General features: G+C 69.5%; 11 protein-coding genes, 1 tRNA gene and 1 pseudogene. 2 read left to right on the top strand and 11 right to left on the bottom strand.

The annotated features are described in order from the left end of the window. Positions 1-40: 40 nt before the first annotated feature. Positions 41-385 (bottom strand): hypothetical protein, encoded by a 345-nt coding sequence (locus B124_RS09425; protein WP_496502248.1) that lies wholly within the window; start codon positions 383-385, stop codon positions 41-43. A 1,830-nt stretch (positions 386-2,215) separates the two neighbouring features. Here B124_RS09425 and B124_RS09420 point away from each other — a divergent pair. Continuing rightward, complete coding sequence (locus tag B124_RS09420; RefSeq protein ID WP_496502247.1) at positions 2,216-3,694, top strand: NsdA family TPR-like regulatory protein; 1,479 nt, start codon at positions 2,216-2,218, stop codon at positions 3,692-3,694. Positions 3,695-3,792: 98 nt separating this feature from the next. On the opposite strand, the gene B124_RS09415 is transcribed toward B124_RS09420, so the two are convergent. From B124_RS09415 to B124_RS09400, 4 genes are read right to left on the bottom strand one after another with little or no spacing between them, the layout of a single operon-like run. Beyond that, positions 3,793-4,035 (bottom strand): hypothetical protein, encoded by a 243-nt coding sequence (locus B124_RS09415; protein WP_496502246.1) that lies wholly within the window; start codon positions 4,033-4,035, stop codon positions 3,793-3,795. A 29-nt stretch (positions 4,036-4,064) separates the two neighbouring features. After that, positions 4,065-10,586 (bottom strand): SDR family NAD(P)-dependent oxidoreductase, encoded by a 6,522-nt coding sequence (locus tag B124_RS09410; protein WP_496502245.1) that lies wholly within the window; start codon positions 10,584-10,586, stop codon positions 4,065-4,067. Positions 10,587-10,601: 15 nt separating this feature from the next. Further along, positions 10,602-11,915 (bottom strand): beta-ketoacyl synthase N-terminal-like domain-containing protein, encoded by a 1,314-nt coding sequence (locus B124_RS09405; RefSeq protein ID WP_496502244.1) that lies wholly within the window; start codon positions 11,913-11,915, stop codon positions 10,602-10,604. Between the two features lie 40 nt (positions 11,916-11,955). Then, positions 11,956-12,165, bottom strand: coding sequence for a DUF5988 family protein (locus B124_RS09400; RefSeq protein ID WP_496502243.1), 210 nt, complete (start codon positions 12,163-12,165; stop codon positions 11,956-11,958). A gap of 908 nt (positions 12,166-13,073) precedes the next feature. Between B124_RS09400 and B124_RS09395 the strand changes: the two genes are divergently transcribed. Further along, a complete protein-coding gene (locus B124_RS09395) occupies positions 13,074-13,439 on the top strand; it encodes a hypothetical protein (protein ID WP_496502286.1) in 366 nt (121 codons plus the stop codon). A 236-nt stretch (positions 13,440-13,675) separates the two neighbouring features. Here the strand turns inward: B124_RS09395 and B124_RS09390 are convergent. From B124_RS09390 to B124_RS09365, 6 genes and pseudogenes are all read right to left on the bottom strand, one after another. After that, a pseudogene (locus B124_RS09390) lies at positions 13,676-13,843 on the bottom strand (3-keto-alpha-glucoside-1,2-lyase-like domain-containing protein); the annotation flags it as partial. 463 nt (positions 13,844-14,306) lie between these two features. Then, positions 14,307-14,390 (bottom strand) — tRNA-Leu (locus B124_RS09385). 206 nt (positions 14,391-14,596) lie between these two features. Beyond that, on the bottom strand, positions 14,597-15,985 hold the full coding sequence (locus B124_RS09380) for an alkaline phosphatase family protein (protein ID WP_496502242.1): 1,389 nt from the start codon (positions 15,983-15,985) through the stop codon (positions 14,597-14,599). A gap of 197 nt (positions 15,986-16,182) precedes the next feature. Then, entirely contained in the window at positions 16,183-17,361 is a 1,179-nt protein-coding gene (gene eboE / locus B124_RS09375) for a metabolite traffic protein EboE (RefSeq protein WP_496502241.1), read from the bottom strand. A gap of 3 nt (positions 17,362-17,364) precedes the next feature. Then, positions 17,365-18,222: a TatD family hydrolase gene (locus B124_RS09370; protein WP_496502240.1), complete on the bottom strand. Its 858-nt coding sequence runs from the start codon at positions 18,220-18,222 to the stop codon at positions 17,365-17,367. Next, positions 18,222-18,905: an EboA domain-containing protein gene (locus B124_RS09365; RefSeq protein WP_496502239.1), complete on the bottom strand. Its 684-nt coding sequence runs from the start codon at positions 18,903-18,905 to the stop codon at positions 18,222-18,224. The genes B124_RS09370 and B124_RS09365 overlap by 1 nt, the downstream gene beginning before the upstream one ends. Positions 18,906-19,015 lie beyond the last annotated feature (110 nt).

Raw genomic sequence — 19,015 nt, 5'->3', positions numbered from 1 at the left:
GGGCGGCTGCAGTACGCCGCCGCCCCCACCACGGCATCGGTCAGCGGACCTCGGCCGGGTCCTCACAGCCGAATCCCGCCACCACCACTGGCACGACCGCCAGCCCGTCGTCGCAGGTCCAACTGTTGGAGGGGGTATTGATGACGAACGGGCCGTTGATCGTGCCCAGCGTCGGGGCGCCGGGCGACGCGTCGCAGTCGAAGCCCGAGACGAGGCCGGCAGCCACCGCCGCTTCCTCGCAGTCGTACGTCGGCACCGGCTGAGCCTCCTGGGCCGGCTGGACGGCGATCGCCGTGCCCGCGGCGGTGGCAGTCAGCGCCAGTGCGGCGACTGCACCGACGGCCAGGCACCGCGCGGAACGCCGTGCCGTTCGCATTCTCTTCATTCCTAGTCAACTCCTGCTCGTGTGGGATCACTGTTGAGTACCGAATGTGAGACTTCGGTTTCCTTCCGGGAGCCGGCACTCGCATTCAGCACGATCAGACTGGCCCTAATTGAATGTACATAAACAGGCACGTGCGGTGGCAAAGATGCGTTTACGGGAGTATGAGTTGCGGTTTGGCGCGAGGGGTCACTGTGACGAGAATATGCCCTGGAGTGGCAGGATCGCGCCGGTGGTACATTTCCGGGCCACACGCTCCGCTTTACGAATGAGTTCGCGCATCACCTATTGCGGCCCGGGGCCCTGTATGGAGTACTGGAACTGTCCGGTCGATGAGTCGCCATCAGCTCCGGAGAATTGGTGACTGGCAGCGTCAATTACCCGTCAGCCGGTGCCGGTGTCAGACGTCGGCTGGCGCGGCTCATTCCTATCAAACCATCTCGACTCCGGCGGCACCGCGCGCACACCTCACAGGCATCCCGATCGCGGAAACGCGAATTCGAATCTTGAGCAGAGGAGACGACCGAACTCATCTTACGCAACAAGAGGTCGACCAACGGCGCGACCATGGGCACCATCTGGAGGGCCGGGCCTGCCGACGCCTCCGCCGGCGTGTGAGGGCCACTCACAAGCGGCCCCGGCCGACCCCATGCCCCCCGGCCGGCCGGGGCTCCCGATGCCCTCCCCCGGGGAGAGCGCTGTTCCGTTCGCGCGGAGCGCCCTTCCCGCAGCCGGAAAGTCGCATCAGAGTACATGCATCCTTTACCACCTGAAGGTCACTCGGCACAAAATCGGATCAAACCGATGATCGCAGCAATGCGGGTAGAACTTTCGCGACGGGATCTCACCGAAGGGCAGCGAGGTGTGCCCGACGCGGCCGAAGGCTCCGATTCCCCGCCGCACTCTGGCGGCTGCTGACGGACGGGCGCGACGCCGTTGGAGAGCCGCTACCAGGCCGGGCGGACGGGCGGAGCCGGGCACTCGAGTGAGGGAGACCACCCAGCTCCGCCCTCGGGGGCCTGCGGGTCCTTCTGACGTGGAAAGCGTGGTGTCGTGCGGGCTGATCGATGAACGGCGGGCCTTCCGCGAGAAGTGACGACTTGAGGCGGCCGAGCGGTTCCGGGCCGGCGACGACAACGCGGTGATCGGCTCGGCTACTGGTGGCAGTGGCGTCAGGCGCGCGGGTTGCGGCGGTGCTCGCGGACTCCGGCCTGATGGCAGGCCGGCTGCACGGGCGAGGAAACCGGCCGCCCGACGCGGCTCGCGCAGCAGCTCGGGGCGCAGGTGCGGCGCGCGGGTGGAGCTGCCGGCGCACACGTGATCGGTCGGTTGCTGATCTCGTGGCATGGCTGGTTCAGTTCCCCCTGGGGGGGATGGGATGCGGAGGAACATGAGCCGGCGACGTCGTCACAGCCGAGGTCCACGTAGCGGCTGATGCCGTGCAGGAGACGCCCGACCTGCACGTTCATCCCTCCCTGCCGGGATTGCCGAGAGGGCTGTGCCGATGGTGCCGAGCTGACGGACTCTTGGGCGCTTGTCAACGCGTCGCCTTTCGTCGTTCCCTGCATCCCCCCTTCCCGCCGGTACCGCATTTGAAAGGAATAAATAATTAGAAGGTGGATGCGGTGCGCGATGGAACGTTTCTTTCTCAAATGCTACTTGCGCGCCGGTACATGCAGCCGCGATGCCGGTTCACCTCCCTGCACGGTTGCACGGTAAAATCCGATGCGTGAGAATGATTGAGGGAAGTCTGGGATTCGGCTGCTTGGTCAAATTTCCTCGTTGAGTGTCAGAGGAGTTCATTACACTCAGAGGTTCTTTGAAAGGATGAAGATGGCTGCCCGTAAGCTTATTTCTCACCAGCCGAATCAGAGACTTGAGGCCCTGCTGCATGAGGCGGGGATCTCGAATGCCGGACTCGCTCGCCGAGTCAACATTCGAGGAGATCAGCGTGGTCTCAATCTGCGTCACGACAAGACCTCTGTGAGTCGGTGGGTACGTGGTCAGCGTCCTCGGGTTCGTACGGCCGTGATCATCACCGAAGTGCTCAGTGAGAAACTTGACCGTACCGTATCGCTGGACGAAATCGGTATGGCGTACGGTAAGAATCTGGCGAGCAACGTTGGTCTGACATTTGCTTCAGATCTGGCCGACGCCACCCAGATGGCGTGCGAGCTCTGGTCTTGCGATGCCGACCCTCGCGGCGTGGTCTTCGGGCCCGCGGTGGCGGTCTCCACCCTGATCGGCCCCAGCCGCGACTGGCTCATCACAGCATGTGATGCCGAGGTCACCCATGAGGGCGGCTCGCAGGTGCATATCACTGACGTGGAGGCGGTACGGGAGACCACCCTCGCGCTGTCCAGACTCGACCGCAGCTTCGGCGGCGGCCACACTCGTTCCCTCAGTGTGCACTATCTCAACGCATTCGTCTCCGGGCTGCTCACGGGCACGTACACGGAGGCGACCGGCCGCAGGCTCTTCGCCGCCGTTGCCCAACTCGCCAAGCTCACCGCCCTCATGTCGTTGGACGTCGGCTGGCCCAGCCTGGCGCAGCGCTACTGCATCCAGGCGCTCCGGCTGGCCCAGGCGGCCGGCGACCGCGCGTTTGGTGGATACGTGCTGGCCGACGGTATGGCCGTTACCGCGCCGTTTCTCGGCCACCCTCGGGAAGTGCTGCCACTCGCCCTCGCTGCCCGCGGCGGCACCCGCAACCACTCGACGCCGTCCCTGGACGCGCTGTTTCACCTGGTGGAGGCACGAGGGCACGCCCTGCTTGGCGACGCGTACTCCTGCGAGAAGAGCGCGGACCTTGCTGTCAAGACATTGGACGAGGCGTCCTCGGACGGCGAGCCCGAGTGGATGGCGGACTTCACAGTTGCGCGGCTGGCCATCTGGCTGGCTCAGTGCTATCACGACCTGGGCCATCCGGCGGAGTCGGCGCGCTGGGCTCAGGCAGCCTTTGATGGTCTGCCTCAGCGAGACGTGCGCCTTCGTGTCGTCGCCCTGCTGTTGCTCGCTACCGCACGGGCCGAGGCCGGCGAACTGGCCGAAGGGTGCCATCACGCCTTGCGCGCGGTGGAGTCACTCGGCGGATTGCGTTCTCACCTCGGTATGCAGTACTTGAGCGATTTCCACCAATCCCTGAGTCGCGGCGGAGACTGCGAAGCGCAGCGGGCTTTCGAGGAACAGGCAGCCAGCAGCGGTGTCACGTTGGGCAGGGGACGAGGAGGGGAGGGGCGGGCCGGGGAGACGGCCTGCCCCTGGCACGCTGCCGGCCCCGGAATCCCGGCTCAGACCCGGGCCTCAAGGTAGCGGTCAGCCGCTTTCGGGGCTCTGGCACCGCGGCGAGGGCTCGTTGCGGTGCCAGAGCCTTGTGGGAGCGGCGGTGGAGCGTGAGGGGTGACGCCTCATCAGCCGACGAGCCGCTGGACGGTGGAGCCGCCGGAGTCGTACATCTCCCGCGCCGTATGCATCTGGAGGGGGCTGAACTCGGGCTTGTGGCGTCCGGTGCGGGTGGCCGGAGGGTGTGAACCGCCTGTCGGGAGCCGCTGAGGTTTCGGCGGGATGAATGCGACGGCCTCGGGGAGGCCCGCCGAAGGGTCCGGCGAAGAGTGTCTGCTCTGGACGACGGGCTCCGGGAACGGCTCGATCATGCCCGGAGCCCGTCACGTGCGCGGTGCACTCAGCAGGGAATCAGGCCCAGACGTTCGGACAATCCTTCGGCGAGTGCCGCGAGGGTGTGGTGCCGCCACACGAAGTCGCCGGCCAGTCGTACGCCAAGGACCGGTTCGATGCGCGCCCGCACCTCGGTGGCCAGCAGCGAGTCGAAGCCCAGGCTGCGCAGCGGGGTCTGCGGATCGATCCTCGTGGCGCCGATCCGCAGCACCGCGCGGATGTGCTCGGCCAGAAACGCCTCCAGCGCGTGTCGCTGGGCGGGTCCCGCAGACATGGAGCGCAGCCGCTCCACCAGTTCCGCCGGGCTTTCCGCGTTCCCGCTCGATCCGGCGTCGTCGTCCGGGCTGACGAGGCTGAAGAAATCCCTGCTCCGGCCTGCTTGGGGAATCCATGTCCCAGGGTCTCCGGGGATAACCCCGGCCTGGACGCTTCCGTGCGCCAGCAGTTCCTGCAGCGCCCGGAATCCCGCCTCCGTGGGGATGGTCTGGTATCCGCGTCGGGCAAAATCGGTCGCTGACCCGATTTCACCCCATGGGCCCCAGTTGACCGCCAGTGTGGGCAGCCCGAGAGCTGTTCGCCAGGCCGCGAAGGCATCCAGCCACGCGTTCGCCGCCGCGTACCCGGCCTGGCCGGGATTCCCCAGCAGCGACGCCATGGAGGAGTGGACCACGAACCAGTCGAGCCGGTGAGAGGCGGTGGCCCGGTGCAGGTGCCAGGCGCCGTCGGCCTTCGGTTTCCAGGCCCTCTGGAGCCGTTCTTCGTCCAGTGTGGTGACGGCGGCATCCGCCAATACCATGGCGCCGTGCACCACGCCCCGCAGCGGCCAGGGCTGTTCCCCGACCGCGGCCACCAGGCGCTCGGCGGTGTGCTGCTCGGCGATGTCGCCCAGCACGACCGTGATCTCGGTGCCGTGGACGGCGAGGTCGTGCAGTGTTGCCGTGGCCTGGGGGGTGGGCGGTGTACGCCCGTTCAGCACCAGATGGCGGGCGCCCTGCTGGGCCAGCCACTGCGCGGTGGCCAGTCCCACGCCGCGTAGCCCGCCGGTGATGATGTAGGCACCGTCCCGCCGCACGGCCACCGGCCGGGCAGGCAGCACGGCGACGGTCTCGTCCTGCGCAGGCGCGGTCAGTACCAGCTTGCCCAGGTGGCGCGCGCTCGCCATGAGCCGGAACACGTCAGAGGCGGCGGTGATCGGAAAGGTCGTGCAGTGCAATGGCGTGAGCCGGCCCGCCGCGAATTCGCCGAGCACCTCCCGCAGCACCGTATCGAACACGTCGGGCTGTGATCGCTGAAGTTCGATCAGGTCGACCGTACGGAACGTGATGTTGTGCCGCAGCGGCGAGAGCCCGAGCAGCCCGTCGGAGAGGATGTCGCGCACGCCCAGCTCGATGAAGCGTCCGAAGGGGCGGAGTGTCTCCAGGCCAGCCCGGATGGCCGCTCCCGAGAGTGAGTTCAGCACCACGTCGACGCCTTCGCCGCCGGTCACCTCACGGGTCTGGTCCCGGAAGTCCAGCGTTCGGGAATCCATCACCGTGGTGATTCCCATAGCCCGCAGATGGCTGCGTTTCTCCTCACTGCCCGCAGTGGTCAGCACCTCTGCCCCCAGACGCCGGGCGACGGCGACGGCCGCAAGTCCCGTACCGCCAGTCGCTGAGTGGATCAGCACGCGTTCCCCTGGGGCCAGTCGAGCGACGTGGCGCAGCGCGTACCAGGCGGTGAGATAGGCGATCGGCAGCCCGGCGGCGGCGACGGCGCCGAGCCCTGGAGGGATCGAAATGACGGCTCTGGCCGGCAGGGTGACAAACGAGGCGAAAGCGCCGCCTTCCAGATTCACGGCGAGTACCTCGTCCCCGACGCTGAAGTGCTCGATGCCGGGGCCGATGGCCGTGACGACGCCGGCGCATTCGAAACCGATCCCGTCGTGTGAGCCGGTCTCCCCGGCGCCGGCGCCGGGGAGCAGGCCGAGGGCGATCAGGACGTCGCGGAAGTTCAGCCCGGTGGCGGTCACGCGCACCTCGACCTCGCCGGCACCGGGCGCGATGCGGGGTGACTCGGCCAGCCGCAGGCTCGTCAGATCGCCGGGGCGGTCCACACGTAGCCGAAATCCGTCCTCGCCGCTGCGCGCGAGGCGCGCGGCGAGGGGGGCTCTCTCGCCATTCGCCAGTGGCGTCCGCTCCAGTCTGGCGACATGCCGGACCCCGCCACGCAACGCCACCTCGTCCTCAAGGTCCTCGGCGTCGTACGCCTGATCAGACATCAGCTCACGGGCCAGCTCGCGCATGGCGGAGCCATCGCCGCCGTTGCCCGTGTCCCGGCCAGGGCCCGAGCCGGCATCCGCATCGACCAGAGTCGCCTGCAACTCGGGGTGCTCCAGCGCCAGCACGCGTACCGCGCCGCGCAGCGCTCCCTGGGCCGGATCGGCCATATCGCCGGGGCGCACCCGGCGAGCGCCCCGTGTCACAGCGTAGAGGCGCACCGGCCCGGCCGCCACACCTGTGATCGCCTGCGCGACGGCGAGCAGGAGCCTGACCTGCCGCAGGCCCACCGTCGCCGGATTCTGCTCCGCCTCTCCGTCCACGTCCTGCTGGCACAACACCGCTACTGCTCGGGGCGGCCCCTCCGATGTCGCCAGCCGCGCGGCGAGTGTGTCCGCCAGCCTCTGCAGCCCTTCCTGAGCGGGCGGCGGCTCCCAGACCTCTGCCTTCCCACCCACCGACTCGATGGCGCGGGCCAGCGCACGGGAACTCTCGGCACCCTGCCCGCTCTCGCTGATGATCAGCGTCGTACCGGGCGCCGACAGTTCCCGCGACGGGGTGCGGCGCGGGGACTCGTGCCAACTGATGCCGCTGAACCAGCCGTCCACCGCCTTGGGGTCGGTGGCCGAGCGTCGTGTGAACGTGAGGCCGTCGATGGACAGCACAGTCCTGCCCGACTGGTCCAGCAGCCGCACGTCGCCGGTGAGGGCGTCATCGGTCGCCTCGATGATGTGTGAGTGGCAGTACACCGCGGTGGCCGGATCGCCCAAGACGCGCAGGTCCCGCATCCCGACCGGGAGCAGCGTGCCCGAATCGGCCTCCTCGATCAGCCGGGTGGCGACGAGCTGCGCGCACAGGTCGATCAGCACGGGATGAATGCGCAGCGACGTGTGCCCGGACTGCCTGGCCTCCCGGGGGACCTCGACCCGCGCCTCGTAGCTCTCCCCGTTCTCGGCGCCGCGCAGCTCCGTCACTCCCGCGAAGGCAGGCCCGTGGGTGAGTCCTCGGGCTCGCAGGCTCTCGTAGAGGGTGCGAGGGTCGAGGCGCCGAGGATGCCGGGAGGCAGGGGAGCCGGCCGACGAGGGCGAGGGACGCGGCACAAGGGCGCGGCGGCGCAGCACAGCCGTGGCCTGCAGTACCCAGGTGTCCTTCTCTCCGCGGGCGTAGATTTCACACCGGGCGTGGTCGGTGTCTGTCAGTGTCACGGTGGTGCTGACGGGAGTTCGCTCGGTGAGCCGGAGGAGCTCCAGGAAGCGCAGGTCGGTGATCTCCACCTCGTGTGGTCCGGCATGGAACGCATCGCAGGCGCAGGTCAGCGCGATAGCGCAGTGGACCGCGCCCGGGAGGGCCACCGAGCCGTACACCTGGTGATCCGCCAGCCAGGGGAGGCGGGAGATACCGGTGTCCCCGTGCCAGCACAGGCGGAGCGGCGTTCCGGGAATCTCCGTGCGCCTGCCGGGAAGCGGGTCGCCGTCCGCGCTGGCCGGGCCTGCCTCCGGGCGAGGTTGAGGGATCTCCGGCCGGGTGAAGTGGCGCGTGCGGTCGAACGTGATGGTGGGCACGTCCGCGAGCTGTGCGTCCGCGTAGAGCTCGGACCAGTCCACGGTGCCCCCGGCACAGTGCAGCGCCGCCAACTGGACGCGTAGCGTGGCGAGTTCGTCTTCCCTTCGGAGCAGCGTGGGCAGTACCACCGGCTCGGTCGCCTGATCGGTCAGGGCAGTGAGGCTGCGGGTCAGGGCACGGCTCACCACGGGGTGCGGCGAGATCTCCACGTAGAGCGGGTGGCGGTCGGCGGCTGCGGCGGCTACCGCGGCGGCGAACCGCACTGGGCGGCGCAGGTTTTCGCACCAGTAGTCGGAGTCGAAGACCGGCTGCTGTCTGGGGTCGTCATGCACCGTCGAGTAGAAGGGCAGACGCGGTGAGCCGGGTGTCAGACCGTCGAGAGCTACGCGGAGATCACCGAGTAGTGGGTCCACCTGAGGCGAGTGGGACGCCACGTCCACCGAGATGGTGGACGCGGGAACGCCGCGTGCCTGCCAGTCCTGCATCATCCGGTGTACGCGGGCGGGGTCCCCCGCCACGACGGTGGACCCGGGGGCGCTGAGCACTGCGATCGAGACTTGCCCGGTCGGGGTGTCTGGGTCTGCGTCGGCTGCGGCGATCTCCGCCTCGACCGTCTCCGCATCCAGTTCTACGCTTGCCATGGCACCGTTGCCGGCGATGCGCTCCAGCAGGGTGGAGCGGCGGCAGATGACCCGTACCCCGTCCGGCAGCGACAGCGCCCCGGCGACGACGGCGGCAGCCACCTCGCCCATCGAGTGCCCGATGACCCCGGCCGGTTCCACACCGTGGCAACGCCAGGCGGCGGCGAGGGCGATCTGCAGTGCGAAGAGCACCGGTTGCACACGCCCGCAGCCGCTCACCGGCTGGCCTTGGCGCACCACCTCCAGCACGGAGAATCCGGCCTCGGCGCTGATGAGTTCGTCGACTTCTGCCAGCGCCGAGGCGAAGCCGGGCACGGTGCCGAGCAGTCCGCTGCCCATTCCAGCCCATTGGGAGCCCTGCCCGGAGAAGACCCACACCGGGCGGCGGGAGATACCCGAGCCGACCGAGCCCGTCACCACATGCGGCTCCGTCTGCCCGGCGGCGTACGTCCGCAGCGACTCCGCGAGCTGGTCGTGTGAATCGGCCACGACACCCAGCCGGCCGCGGCCCGGGCTGCGCCGCATCGCAAGGGTGTGGGCAATATCCCGCAGCGGCACGCTCGCACCGCCGCCCTCCAGCCACTCGGCCAGGCGGAGCGCGGCGGCCGGCAGCACTGTGGTCGAGCCGGCCGGCACCAGGAAGACTTCGGGCGAGGACGCGGGGACCGGCACCGCCGGCTTCGGCCTGCCCCGGCCACTGCGTGACCTGCGGGTGGGAGGCTGCTCAAGCACCGCGTGGGCGTTGGTCCCGGCGAATCCGAAGGAAGAGACGGAAGCCAGCCGCGCCCCGGAGCGGACCGGCCATTCGACAAGCCCGGTGGGCACGAACAGCCGGGTGCCCTCGGGCCGGCACGCCGGGTTCCAGTCGGTGAAGTGGAGGTTGGGGGGGATCAGGCCCCGGCCGAGACTGCCGATGGTCTTGATCAGCCCGGTGATGCCGGCGGCCGGCTCAAGGTGGCCGAGGTTGGTCTTCACCGACGTCAGCGCGCACCGGCCGCCGTCGGTCCGGCGCTCCCCGTACACCGCGGCCAGACTGGCGAACTCCGCCGGGTCGCCGACCGGGGTACCGGTGCCGTGTGTCTCGACCATGCCGACGTCGCGCGGGTCGACGCCCGCCGCGGACAGCGCACGGATGTACAAGGCCCGCTGAGCTTCGGGGGAGGGCGCGGCCAGTCCTTCCGAGGCGCCGTCCTGGTTGACCGCCGAGCCACGCAGCACGGCCAGCACCCTGTCGCCCGCCCGCACTGCATCGGCGAGTCGTTTGAGCACGACCACGCCGCAGCCCTCCCCCCGCACAAAGCCGTCGGCGGCGGCGTCGAATGCGTGGCAGTGCCCGGTGGTCGAGAGCATGCCCATCCGCGCGAACGACTGGGTGATCCGGGGCTGGAGGATGAGCGACACGCCCCCGGCCAGGGCCAGCTCGCACTCGCCCGCGTTGAGCGACTGTGCAGCCAGGTGGAGCGCCACGAGAGAGGAGGAGCAGGCCGTGTCCAATGACAGCGACGGACCTCGCAGGCCAAGGAGGTAGGAGATCCGGCCCGGGGCGACACAATGCCCGTTGGTCAGGACAGAGCCTTCCAGTTCGCGCGGGTGGCCCGTGAGTCCGTCCATGTAGTCGTGGTAGCTCATGCCGGTGAAGACGCCCACGGGCACGCCGTTGAGTGACTCGGGGCGGAACCCGGCGTGTTCGAGAGCCTCCCATGCCACCTCCAGCAGCAACCGGTGCTGCGGGTCGAGAACTTCGGCCTCACGACCGGAGACGCCGAAGAAGTCGGCGTCGAACCCTGAGACGTTGCGCAGGAAGCCGCCCCAAGGGCGGAGCTGAGCGTCCGTACAAGCACTCAGCTCCGCCCGGTCCGGGGGCAGCTCGCCGACGGCGTCGCATCCGTCCGCCAGGAGCTGCCAGAGGGCGGCCGGGGAATCGGCGTCGCCGGGCAGCCGGCAACCCGCGCCGAGCACGGCGATCTCCGCGCCACGTTCTCCCCGCGCGGCGTCGGGGAGTTCCCCGCATTCGACCTGCCGGGCAGCCGCGTCGCGTGCGCGGGCCGCCGTGTGTGGGTTGTCGTCCATGACTGCCCTCTCTCCCTACACTGCGTCCGCGCTGCCCAGGAGCATGGCGTGTTTCACGCCACCGACCTGGTAGTTGAAGCTGAGCGCGTGATCGAAGTCGACTGGGCGGGTCTTCGTGCCGGGCACGGGGTCGAAGGGAAGTCCCTCGGCGGGCTGCTCGCAGTTGGCCGTCGGGCACACCTCGCCGTGCTCCATCATCAACAGCGTCAGTGCGGCGCCCAGACAGCCGGCCGCGGAGCCGTTGTGGCCGAAGATGCCTTCCTGAGACGTCATCAGCAGGTCGGAGGAGTCGCCGTACAGCTTCCTGACCGCCGCGCACTCGAACGCGGTCACGACGGTGTTGCCGTCGCTGCCGCCGTGCACGTAGCCGATCTGCGACAGGTTCCACGTCTCCCCGAGGCAGTCACGGACGGCCCTGACCAGTTCAGCGCCCGTATCGTCACTGGCCAGCGGATTCGCCAGCCCGTCGCGGGTCATGGCCGTGGCGAGGATCTGGCCGTAGACATGCGCGCCACGCTGCTCGGCGTGCCCGCGGCTCTCCAAGATGAGCGTGGCAGAGCCTGCACCGTGGTTGATGCTTCGGGCGCGACGGTCGTACGGCCGCATCAGGTCTTCGAAGGACGGGACCAGCTCCGGCATCCCGTCGGTGCGCAGACCGTCGTACGTACGCTGCGCACCGCGCAGCAACTGCTGGACATTCTCGATCAGGCCGATGCTGAAGACGTCGACACCCGTCACGGCGGCGACCTCCACCTCGTTCTGGGCGATGAGCCGTCGTGCCTGGCCGAGTTGCACGGCGGAGGAAGCGCAACCGCACGAGATCGTGAAGCACGGGCCGGTGGAACAAGTCAGCGCCGCCTGGACGAGGGACACGTCGGAGGGCGTCATGGCCTGCTCGGCCGCCACGAACAGCTCCATCGCCTCCTGCGGGGTGGTGCTGGCCGGATCGGCCCCCAGCACCGACATATAGCTGTCGATGTTGGCATCGATGCCACCGCGCCCCACGAGGATGGCCGCCTCGGCGAGCGCGGCGGAGCGGAGCTCCAATCCGGCGTCAGCGCATGCCTCGGCGAGTGAGACCAGGCCGAAGCGGTGGGCCGCCGTGTAGTGCCTGGAGAAGAACTCCGGAATGTCCGGGAGGCGTTCGGCGAACATACCGGTGGTGAGCTCCACGGACCCGTAGTACATCGGCGCGGCTCTCAGGAAGGTGCCGCCACGGGACGCGACCTGCCACAGATCGCCGGCGGTGAAGGTGGGCGTGGGGTGGCCTGGCAAGCAGAATCCCATTCCGGTGACGACAACGTCCTGGGAACTCCTGGGTCGGTTCATCGGCATTCCTTGTCTGGGGCGGGCGCTTGGCGACGTAGGGCTATTCCGCAATGAAGGTGCGATTGCGCCATTGATAGATCGGCGTGAGAATTCCGCTCACCTCGGCATACTCGCCGCAGAATTCGAAGTGCTCATAGCCGTTCCCCTGGAGAATCTTGACCTTGCTCTCGTGGTCAGCCCCGTCCGAATACGGCAAGGGTGGAATCACGAACGGGCAGTCGGCGAGAATGACAATCTTCGAATACAGCACTGGACTGCCCTTCCGATAATACCCGATCTTGAAGAATATTTACCCGAATTCCTGCTGCCATAAGCTGCTTGCGGGGGTGGCATAGGGGCCGGTTGGGTGGTACAGGATGCGTTTGTGACATCTGCGAGAAAGAGTGCGAATACCCTCCAGGGAGGTGGCCCCAGCGGACAGGCCGCGGGCGGGTTTCCCAGGTCGGGGACCTGCAGTGGTGGTGGCGTCCGCGCGCACCGCGGCGATGAGCAGGCCATAGCACAAGAACCGCGCTCTTTTAAGGTAATTGCCCGGCTAGGATATGCGGACGTCAGGGAGGTGGGCATCCGAGATCGAGATAGCGGTGCCGACTTTCGTGATCGCACCTCCGATGCTGAGCGTAACGGCCGAGGCATTGGCGTGATGTGTTGCCGTGGCGATGACTGCATTCCCGCCAGGGGTCGTCCCTTGATCGGATGAGATCGGCACCGGCCGGCGCCTTGAACGGACGCAGATGGCAGATCTAATTCTTCAGCGGAAACACTAGGATGGCGCGCGGCAATGCCGATTCGGCATTCCCTGGAGAGGGTGGGCAGTCCATCGGATGGACGATTCCAATACTCCATATGAGGAACTCAAGCGCAACAATGGGCGGGCGAACTCACCCGAAAGGTGGAGCGCACGACACCGAGATGTACCACCGGCGCGATCAGGGTGTGCGAACGATTCGTCACGTAAGGACGACCCGCGAACGGTGCCGGAAAGTCGGCAAACGGAACGTCTGGGGTTGGAACCGCAACCGGCGCGTCCGAAAACGCGTCTTCGCCCCCGTCTCGCGCCCTGTTGAGGCCATGTGGAGGGGTCCAGTCTGATCCTGCTGACCGGGCGTTGTGCCGGCATCCCGGCAGGAAATTCCCTCGCGCGTTCTGCACTCAAGGGTGATCTCACACAGTCAGGAACAAAAAGTGATGAACAAGATGCGATCGGCCCGGCGTTCCGCGCGGGCCATGGCGGTCGGCGCCGTCGCCACTCTGGCGCTGGCGGCCTCGGCCACCGGAACGGCGCTCGCCGTCCAGCCGACTCAGCAGCAGGTCCCGACATACGACTGCGACGAAGGCATCAAGACGCTCGGTCTCGTCACCGGCTTCGACTGTACCGGGTCGCCGGGCGCGCCGAGGGTTGGCGTGATCAACGGCCCCTTCGTCATCAACACACCGCACGGCAGCTTCACCTGTGACAGCGGGCTGGCCGCCGTGCCGGTGACGGTGCTCGGGTTCGGCTGTGAGGGTATCCCTCCCCACTGACCTGAGGCACCGGCGGTGGCCGCCGCGGTTCGCGGCCGCCACCGCCGGGAGCTGCGCCGGGCCGCCGCGGTAACCGTCTGGCTGCACCTTCGCACTGTCCGCGGGCAACGCCCCGCCACGTCCACCCACGTGCCGCAGGCGCCGCGGATCGGCCCGGCGCCGGCGCCCAGTTCCAGGAGCCGGACGTTGAGGAACGAGACGTCATCGCCTGCGCCGTAGTTCTGCAGACTGACGTGTCCGGCGAGTGAGCGGGCCGGATCGGTGTTGGTGAAGTCGTTCATGAGTACGCCGTTGAGGCGGACACGCATATGCTCACCTTCTACCCGCGCCTCGAAGTGGTTCCACTCCCCCGGCGGATTATGCGCGGTGTCGCGGACGGTCAGTGGCCTCGATCTGGATCTCATAGCCGTGCTCGACCGCCGGAAGCCGATGAAGACATCTGACTGAGTTGTCGCCGCCGGCCGGCTTCCAGTCGAGCTTCAGCAGGTACGAGGCGACCTGCGGTCCGCAGTGCCCGTACAAACCCATGCCGCCGTTACCGGTCAGGGTGACGCCGGAGTTGGTGGCCCCACCGGGACGGGCTCGCGCGGCGCGCCTCACGTCCGGGGCCGCCTCATTCCCACGGATCGCCGTGAAGCCAGACACCAAGGAGGTGTCCGGTGCCCAAGAACTCCAGAGCGCTCCACGCGTACAAACCGTGGCCAATCCTGACAAACGACCGACTTAAACCCCCACGCCCGATTGCTGGGCAAAGCTGCTGGTCAGAGGGTTACCTGGCGATCGTCTTGACCCATGGCCACCATCGGCCGAAACGGTGTCCACATGAAAAAGACCTGGCCAACATGCCTACCAGGCCGGTTCTGTGAGTGTCCGAGGGGGGACTTGAACCCCCACGCCCTTAACGGGCACTAGCACCTCAAGCTAGCGCGTCTGCCATTCCGCCACCCGGACCAGGTCGCCGTCCCGCGGAGAGAGCCGCGGACAAGGCCAACGATACCAAGGATTCGGGAGCGGTTCGCACCAGTATTTGACTACGGAACGTGGCAGTGCATTACCGATGGTGACGTCCGGGCCCCGGCCCGCCGGTGGGGCGGCGAGCCGGGGCGGTCCGGGCGGGCGGGGCGCAGGGGGCCGGGCTGTGGGTGGTGCGGGGGCGGTCAGTCGAGGCCGGCGAGTGACAGCAGCAGGGACTTCACGTCCGTCGCCGGTACGGGGCCCGTGGTCGCCCCCGACCGGGTGGTGATCAGCACCGGGCCGTCGCGCTCGTCGTCCGGGAGGCGGCCGTGGGTGCCGCGTACCGGGGCGGGGTCGAGCGGGACGACGGCCAGGCGGTAGCGCATCCCGGCCTTCTTGCGGGCGATCGCGGAGACCGCCCGCAGGCGTACGTACGGGTCGGTCGGGTCCATGAACAGCTCGGCGGGGTCGTAGCCGGGTTTGCGGTGGATCTCGACGAGCTGGGCGAAGTCCGGGGCACGGTCGTCGTCGAGCCAGTAGTAGTACGTGAACCAGGCGTCCGGCTCCGCCACCGCGACCAGCTCGCCGGCGCGCGGGTGGTCCAGGCCGTGGGCCTTCTTGCCGGACTCGGCGAGCACGTCGGCGACGCCGGGCAGCCTGGTGAGGATCTCGCGGACGGCCTCGACGTCGGCGGGGTCGCGGACGTAGACGTGGGCGATCTGGTGGTCCGAGACCGCGAAGGCGCGCGACGCCCACGGGTCCAGGTACTCCATCCCGTCCTGCGTGTAGACCTCCAGCAGCCCGGCCTTGCGCAGCGCGCGGTTGACGTCCACCGGCTTCGCCGCCTGCGTGATGCCGTACTCCGAGAGCACCACGGTCTCCGCGTCCGCCGCCCGTGCGTCCGCCAGCAGCGGCGCCATGGCGTCGTCCAGCTCGCGCGCCGCCGCGTGCGAGCGCGGGTCGTCGGGGCCGTAGCGCTGCAGGTCGTAGTCGAGGTGCGGGAGGTAGACGAGGGTGAGGTCGGGGCTGTACGCGTCGAGGATGTGCCGCGAGGCGTCGATGATCCACTGCGAGGAGACGATGCTCGCCGTCGGGCCCCAGTAGTTGAAGAGGGGGAACGTGCCGAAGGCGGCGGTCAGTTCGTCGCGCAGCTCCGGTGGCCGGGTGTAGCAGTCGGGCTCTTTGCGGCCGTCGGCGTAGTAGACGGGGCGCGGGGTGACGACGTAGTCGGTGTCCATGCCCATCGCGTACCACCAGCAGACGTTGGCCACGGTGTAGCCGGGGTACGCGCGCCGGGCGGCCTCCCACAGCTTGTCGCCGCCGACGAGCGCGTTGTGCTGGCGCCACAGGAAGATCTCGCCCAGCTCGCGGAAGTACCAGCCGTTGGCGACGATCCCGTGCCCCGCCGGCGGCTCGCCGGTCAGGAGCGTCGACTGCACGGTGCAGGTGACGGCGGGCAGCGGTGGCTCCAGCGCGCTGTGCGAGCCGGCGTCGGCCAGCGCGCGCAGGTGGGGCATGTGCTCCAGGAGGCGCGGGGTGAGGCCGACCACGTCAATGACGACGAGCCGCTTCGGTACTCGTGGGTCGGGCATCAACCACTCCTTCGGGTGACGAGCGTGCCGCAGCACGCTGGTAGCGTGCATCTTGCCGTGAGAGCCAAACGGTCGGCCGCCGGGCGGGCGGTTGCTGCGCGGGAAGGGCTTGGGTTGCCGGGCCGGTGCACCGCGAACCTCAACTCGCTGCTCCCTTCAGTGGGTTGGAATCCTCCGTCTGCGGATGGAGGAGGACGTCAAGGCAGCTCCTTCAGGCCGAGGGAGACCAGCAGGTCCCGGGCCACGGTCAGCTCGGCGGCGATGCCGTCGGCGAGCTGTCCGCGGCTGCGGGGCCGTAGCTGGTGCGGCAGAGCCTGCCAGGTGTACGTCTCCACCTCCAGGTGCCTGGTCAGCGGCGCGGGGCCGCCGACCAGCCGCGCCAGCGTCTCTTCGAGCACCGGCGTCGTCGCCGTCAGCGGCGGCTCCAGCGGCGCGTGCAGCGGTACGTGGAAGTGGGCGCGCCAGGGGCCGTCGTCGGGGAGGCCGCCGGCCAGTGCCTCGTCGAGGTCGTCGGTGGCGCGTACGGAGCCGTCGGCGGCGCGGATCCGGGTCTGGTGCAGGAACCGCGGCTCCGCGAAGGCGGCGAGCGCGGTCCGTACCTCCGGCTCCGCCGGCCGGTCGGCCACCAGCGCCGCCGACAACTGGGACTTGACGATGGGCAGACCCGCGCCGGTGATGCCGGCGATGGCGGTGGCGGGGTCCTCGAAGGACGTGGCCAGATGGCAGGTGTCGACGCAGACGCCGATGCGCTCGGGGGGCGGCCCGCCCTCCGCGGTGAGCGCCGCGACGGCGTCGGCGGTGGTCTCGACCGTGCAGCCGGGCTCCGGCTCCAGACCGATGCGGATGGAGCGGCCGGTCAGCTCCTCGATGGCGTCGAGGCGCGCGGCCAGGGTGCCCAGGGCCGTCAGCGACGCCTTGCGGGCGGCGTCGTCGAAGTCGGTGCGCCAGGCGAGCGGGAGGGTGGAGATGGTGCCCTCGGTGACGTCGTCGGGCAGCAGCGCGGCGAGCAGCCGGGCCAGCTCGGCGGTGTGGTCCAGGCGTTCGGGCTCGGTCCAGTCGGGGCGGTAGACGCGGTACTTGACGACCTCGTCGCCGAACCCCTGGTACGGGAAGCCGTTGAGGGTCACGGCCTCCAGGCCGCGGTCGTCGAGCGTCTTCTTCAGCCGGCGCAGCGCGGCGGGGTCGGAGCCGAGGGTGCGTACGGCGTCGCGGGCGAGCCACAGGCCGATGCCCAGCCGGTCGCGGCCGAGCCGGCGGCGCACCGGCTCGGCGTGGTCGCGCAGTTGCGCCATCACCCCGTCGAGGTCCTCGGCGGGGTGCACGTTGGTGCAGTACGCGAGATGGACGAGGGAGCCGTCGGGGTGTCGGAAGCGCATGGCTCAGCTTCCCCCCCGCAGGATGGAGTTCCCTTCGTACGTGGCCCCGCCGGCCTCCGGCTTCTCCGGCTCCAGCTCCAGCCGGCCGCTCTGGCCGTAGAACTCCACCGGGTTCTGCCACAGCACCTTGTCGACGTCGGCGTCGGTGAAGCCGGCGGCGAGCATGGCGTCGGCGGTCTTGCGGGTCTTGAGCGGGTCGCTCTTGCCCCAGTCGGCGGCGGAGTTGACGAGCATGCGCGCGGTGCCGTACTCGCGCAGGATGCGGACCATGCGGTCCTCGTCCATCTTGGTGTCGGGGTAGACGGAGAAGGCCGCCCAGCAGCCGCTGTCCAGGGCCGCGGCCACCGTCGTCTCGTTGAGGTGGTCGAGGATCACGCGCTCGGGCGCCAGCCTGGATTCGCGTACGACGTCGATCGTACGGGCCAGGCCCGCGGCCTTGTCGCGGTGCGGCGTGTGCACCAGGGCCGGCAGCCCGTGGTCGGCGGCCAGCTCCAGTTGGGCGGCGAGCGCGTGGTCCTCGGCCGGGGTCATGGAGTCGTAGCCGATCTCGCCGACGGCGACGACGCGGTCCTTGAGCAGATAGCGCGGCAGCTCGTCCAGGACCGGCAGCAGGCGCGGGTCGCCCGCCTCCTTGGGGTTGAGGGCGAGCGTGCAGTGGTGGGCGATGCCGTACTGGGCGGCGCGGAAGGGCTCCCAGCCGAGCAGCGAGTCGAAGTAGTCGTAGAAGCTCTCGGGGGAGGTGCGCGGCTGCCCCAGCCAGAAGGAGGGCTCGACGAGGGCGCGCACGCCCGCGTCGTACATGGCGGCGTAGTCATCGGTCGTGCGGGACGTCATGTGGATGTGCGGGTCGAAGATGCGCATCACACCTCCTTGCGGGTCAGGGCGAGGATCCGGTCGAGGTCCGCGGGCACGGCGCGGCCGGCGGCCGTGCGCTCGCGGGCGTAGTCGGTGAGCATGCGGCCGAGTTCGCCGTCGCCGGCGGCGCGGTCGGCCAGGCCCGCGATCTCGTCGGCGGGCACGCCGGTGAACAGGCACTTGAGGACGGCCTGCCGCCAGGCGTGGCCGCCGAGGTGCGCGGCCCCGTACGGGCCGAGGGCGGCGGCGACCAGCCGGGTGTCGTTGGTGCGCAGCGCGTCCTCGATCAGCGGTACGGCGCCGGGGCCCAGGTCCAGGTGCGGCAGCGCGCGCAGCACGGCCCGGCGTTCGGCGGCGTCGCCGCGGTCGTAGACGCGGGTGGCGACCCGCTCGTCGGCGCCGGCGGCGTGCAGGATCAGCACGCGTACGGCGTCGGCGGCGCCGGCGCCGCAGCGGCGGCGCGCGGCGGCGAAGTGGGCCTCCCAGGCGAGCAGTCCGGCGCTGGGACCCGGGGTGCCGTCGGCGGCGTCGGCGAGCGCGGCGGCGAGCCACTCGCGGGCCTCGGGCGCGAGCCGGGCTTCGACGGAGGCGCGCAGGTCAGCCGTCGCCGGAGCGGAGGCAGCGGCGGGTTCGGTGACGGGGACGGATTCGGCGACGGGGACGGGTGCGTCGGGGTCTGGGGTCACCACTGCGCGGCTCCTTTCACTCGGGTTTCACTCGGGTTTCACTCGGGTTTCACTCGGGTCACGGGTGTGGCGCGCGGCGGGCGGGTCCCGGCGTGCCGGGCGGCGGCTCGGGC

It is taken from the genome of Streptomyces sp. CNP082 (assembly GCF_059570535.1).
The sequence above is the reverse complement of the archived record's forward strand: the minus strand, read 5'-3'. Positions and strand labels throughout refer to the sequence as shown.